This is a genomic window from Cellulomonas algicola (assembly GCF_003851725.1).
Lineage (GTDB): Bacteria > Actinomycetota > Actinomycetes > Actinomycetales > Cellulomonadaceae > Cellulomonas > Cellulomonas algicola.
This window is the reverse complement of the sequence record NZ_BHYL01000270.1, coordinates 1-5026: the sequence shown is the minus strand read 5'-3', so window position 1 is coordinate 5026 and position 5026 is coordinate 1. Positions and strand designations below refer to the sequence as shown.

2 protein-coding genes are annotated in these 5026 nt (G+C 74.0%); both read right to left on the bottom strand.

Annotation, left to right across the window (positions count from 1 at the left end):
- Nucleotides 1–239 precede the first annotated feature (239 nt).
- Entirely contained in the window at nucleotides 240–2429 is a 2190-nt protein-coding gene (locus CTKZ_RS16110) for a putative bifunctional diguanylate cyclase/phosphodiesterase (protein WP_235843516.1), read from the bottom strand.
- An 8-nt stretch (nucleotides 2430–2437) separates the two neighbouring features.
- Nucleotides 2438–5026, bottom strand: a 2589-nt coding sequence (locus CTKZ_RS16105; protein WP_371852385.1) for a DNA translocase FtsK, incomplete at its 5' end; no start/stop codon positions are given.

Here is a 5026-nt window from a genome sequence, read left to right as displayed (position 1 = left end):
CGCGCGTCCGGGCGGCCGCGGGCGCGCAGGCGCCCGAGCGGACGACGCCCGTCGTCCCGACCGGCCCCGCGCCGGTCGTCGTGCCGCGCACCGCCGGCTGACCGTCGGACGCGGCCGCTCGCCCGCTGAGCGAGGCCGCATGCTGATCGCTGCCTGCCCACCGGCACGCGACCCTCTCCGCACCGACCCGCGACGCGTCACCACGCCCGTCCCGCGGCTGTGCTCGACCGGAGCCCGCGTCAGGTCCGGGTCGCCTCGGCGGGCTGCGCGCCGCCGAACAGCCACCCCTGGCCGTACCGCCAGCCGTTGCGGTGCAGGTAGCGCGCCTGCTCCTCGTGCTCGATCCCCTCGGCGATCGTCACCATCGCGAGCTCCCGGGCGAGCGCGCCGAGCGCCCGCGCGACCTTGCCGGCGGTCGGGTCGTCGGGGATGCCCGACGTGAACGACATGTCGAGCTTCACGCCCGCGACGGGCAGGTCGCGCAGGTAGGACAAGGGCGACACGCCCGTGCCGAAGTCGTCGAGCAGGATCGGGACGCCCGCGGCCGAGAGCTGCGTGAGCTCGTGCCGGATGCGCGTGCTCGACGCGACGAGCGACGACTCGGTGAGCTCGACGACGATCCGCCCGGGCGTCACGCGACGACGCGAGATCTCGCCGAGGAGCGTCGTCGCGAACTCGCCGTCGCCCAGCTGGTCGGCTGACACGTTGACGGACACCCAGCGCGTCTTGTCGCGCGTGCGCGCGACGAAGTCGACGACCGACGTCGCGACGTACTGCGCGAGCGGCACCGACAGCCCGGCCTCCTGCACGAGCGCCAGGAACGACCCGGGCAGCAGCAGTCCGCGGTGCGGGTGCTGCCAGCGCACGAGCGCCTCGTAGCCGACGACGCGCATGTCGGCCAGGTCGACGATCGGCTGGTAGTGCACGACGAGCTCGCGCCCGGCGATCGCGTCGGCGAGCTCGCGGTGCACGCCGGTCGTCGAGGTCGCGCTCATCGACGCGTCGTACACCTCGGTCCGGCCCCGCCCGGCGGCCTTGGCCCGGTAGAGCGCGGCGTCGGCGGCGGCGACGAGCGCGGGCGCACCGCCCTCGACGGTCTCCGGGTCCGCGAGGGCGATGCCGATGCTCGCGGCGACCTGCACGCGCCGGCGCGCGATGCGCGCGGGCTCGACCAGGCCCGCGTGGATCGCGGCGGCGATCTCGAACACCGCACGCGGCCCGTCGGCGTCCTGCACGACGACGACGAACTCGTCGCCGCCGAGCCGAGCGACGGTCCCGCGCCGCGCGGTCGCGGCCCGCAGCACGCCCGCGACGTGCACGAGGAGCTCGTCCCCCGCGGCGTGCCCGTAGCGGTCGTTGACCTGCTTGAAGCCGTCGAGGTCGCACGCGATCACCGCGACGCGGTCCACGACGCCGGGCTGCTCCAGCACGGACTGGAGCACCTCCTGCATCAGCGTGCGGTTCGCGAGACCCGTCAGGGGGTCGTGCATGGCGCGGTGCGTGAGCATCTCGGCCTGGAGGCGGGACTCCGTGGAGTCGCGGACCTGCACGACGAAGTGGTCGGGCGTGCCGCTCGCCGACCGCACGAGCGCCGCGTCGAGCACGACCCACACGGCGTGCCCGTCCGCGCGCACGTACTTCTGCTCGAGCGAGAAGCGCGGCGCCCCGCCCGCGAGCAGCTTGTCGACCTCGGCCCGTTCGGCGGCCCGCCCCTCGGGCTCGCCGAGCTCGGACATCGGGTAGCCGCGCAGCGCGTCGACGCGGGTACCGAGCAGCTCGGCGAGCGCCGAGTTCGCCTCGACGACGCACCAGTCCAGGTCGACGAGCGCCATGCCGATCGGCGCGTTCTCCATCGCCACGCGGAACTGCGTCTCGCTGCGGGACAGCGCGGCCTCGACCTCGCGCCGCCCCGTCACGTCGACGAGCGTCGTGAGGACCGCGGGGTTCTCGCCGTCGCCCGCCGGGACGAGCTGGCTCGCGACCTGCACCATGCGCACGTGCATGCCGGCGCTGTCGGGCAGGGCGACGCCCACGAGCTCGGGCCCCGACTCCGCGGTGTCGGGACCAGGCACCGTGCGGTGCCCCAGCACCGCCGCCGGGTTCATCGAGAGCCCCTGCTCGTTGACGAGCACGAGCGGCAGGTCGCTGACGGGCCGGCCGAGCGCGGACGCCGGGTCGACGCCGAGGATCGCGGCGGCACGCTCCGAGATGTCGAGGACGCGCCCGCCCAGCGACTGGACGAGCACGCCCTCCTTGGTGACGGACTGCAGCGCGTCGTAGCGCTGCCGCAGCTCGCGGGACAGCTCGAGGAGCTGGTTCGCGGTGCGGACCTGCCGGCGCTGGCGCGCGAGCAGGACGAGGACGGCGACGAGCGCGACGATCGCGACGACGGCGATGACCGTGGAGACGAGGCTCCGGGGGTCGGTCACCGGCAGGTTCATCGGCCGCCGCCGGACCAGGGTCCTGCGTCGTCCTCCTCGGCGTCGTCGAAGTAGTCGGTCGCCACGGGCGGGTCGCCGGGCAGCGCACCGTCGTCCTCGGCCCCGGGCTCGCCGCGCAGCATCGCGAGCGTGCCCGGCAGGTCGTCGGGCTGCACGAGCACCTCGCGCGCCTTCGACCCCTCGGACGGCCCGACGATCTCCCGCGACTCGAGCAGGTCCATGAGGCGCCCGGCCTTGGCGAACCCGACGCGCAGCTTGCGCTGCAGCATCGACGTCGAGCCGAACTGCGACGTGACGACGAGCTCGGCGGCCTGCAGCAGCAGGTCGAGGTCGTCGCCGATGTCCTCGTCGACCTGCTTCTTGGCCGCCGTGACGGCGACGTCCTCGCGGTACACGGGCTTGAGCTGCTTCTTGACGTGCTCGACGACCGCGTGGATCTCCGACTCGGAGACCCAGGCGCCCTGCGTGCGCATCGGCTTGGCGGCACCCATGGGGAGGAACAGCGCGTCACCCTGGCCGATGAGCTTCTCGGCTCCCGGCTGGTCGAGCACGACGCGCGAGTCGGTGAGCGAGCTCGTCGCGAACGCGAGCCGCGACGGCACGTTCGCCTTGATCAGGCCGGTGACGACGTCGACCGACGGCCGCTGCGTGGCGAGCACGAGGTGGATGCCGGCGGCGCGCGCGAGCTGCGTGATGCGCTGGATCGACGCCTCGACGTCGCGGGGCGCGACCATCATGAGGTCGGCGAGCTCGTCGACGATCACCAGCAGGTACGGGTACGGCGCGATCTTGCGCTCGGAGCCGGGCAGCGGCTTGACCTTGCCGGCCCGCACGGCGACGTTGAAGTCGTCGACGTGCTTGAACCCGAACAGCGCGAGGTCGTCGTACCGCGCCTCCATCTCCCGCACGACCCACTCGAGCGCCTCGGCGGCCTTCTTGGGGTTGGTGATGATGGGCGTGATGAGGTGCGGGATGCCCTCGTAGATCGTGAGCTCGACGCGCTTGGGGTCGACGAGCACCATGCGGACCTCGTCGGGCGTGGCGCGCATGAGGATCGACACGATCATCGAGTTGACGAAGCTCGACTTGCCCGCGCCGGTCGCGCCCGCGACCAGGAGGTGCGGCATCTTCGCGAGATTCGCGGTGACGTAGCCGCCCTCGACGTCCTTGCCGACGCCGATGACCATCGGGTGCTCGGACCGCTTGGCGGCGCTGGACCGCAGCACGTCGCCGAGCGAGACCGTCTCGCGGTCGGTGTTGGGGATCTCGATGCCGATGGCGGACTTGCCGGGGATCGGCGACAGGATCCGGACGTCGGCGCTCGCGACCGCGTAGGCGATGTTCTTGCTGAGCGCGGTGACCCGCTCGACCTTGACCGCGGGGCCGAGCTCGACCTCGTAGCGCGTGACCGTGGGGCCGCGCGTGAAGCCGGTGACCTTGGCGTCGATCTCGAACTGGTCCAGGACGGTCGTGAGCGACTCGACGACGCGGTCGTTCGCGGCCGAGCGCACCTTGTGCGGCGCACCCTTGGCGAGCGCGTCCTCGTTCGGGAGCGTGTAGAGGACGTCACCCTCGAGCATCGGCTGCTCGCCGCGCGGGACGCCGCGGGGCTCGGGTGCGCGCAGCTCGGCGGGCGGGCGCGGTGCCGGGACGACGGCGGTGGGCTCGGTGACGGGCGACGGCTCGGCCTCCCCGGCGAGCGCCTCGACGACGGCCGCGCGCTCGAACGCCTCGTCACCGACGTACGCGTCGAGGCGGTCGGGGTCGGCGTCGTCGAGCTGGTCGGCACGCTTGCGACGCCCGAGCAGGCGGGTCTTCTTCTTCGGAGGCTCGACCTCGGGCAGCGCGGAGTGACCCGCGTTGATGACGAGCGGCGCGTCCTCGTCCTCCTCGACCTCGCCGTCGCGGTGGCCGCCGGTGAGCCGGTGGTAGAGGTCGCGCAGGCGCGGCACGATCTGGTGCACGGGCGTCGCGGTGACGACGAGCACGCCGAAGAACGCGAGGAGCAGCAGCAGCGCGACGGCGACGCCCGACGTGAGCAGGCTCGCGAGCGGGGTCCCGACGAGGAAGCCGACGACGCCGCCCGCGCCGCGCAGCGCGGCGAAGTCGTCGGTGGTCGGCAGCCCGGCCCCGATGTGCACGAGCCCGCAGACCGCGAGCGTGATCGCGGTGAGCCCGATGCTGATGCGCGAGTTGGCCTGCACGCGGTCGGGGTGCCGCATGAGGCGCACCGACAGCCCGAGGAGCACGACGGGCACGACGACGCCGACGGTGCCGAACGTCCCGGCGACCACCGCGTGCACGACGTCCCCCGCGGTCCCGGACAGGCTCCACCACTCGCGGGCCGCGATGACGATCGCGAGCCCGAGCAACGTGAACGCGAGACCGTCGCGGCGGTGCGCCGGGTCGAGGTCGCGCGCGCCGTGGCCGACCTTGCGCGCGGCGCCGCCGACGAGGTGCGCCGACCCCATCCAGACGCCGCGCAGCATGCGCAGCGGGAGCGCGGGCCGCCGGGGCGCCGGAGCGGGCCCCTTGCCGGTGGGTCGCGACGAGCCGCCGCGCGGTGTCGCGGGGCGGCCCTGGCG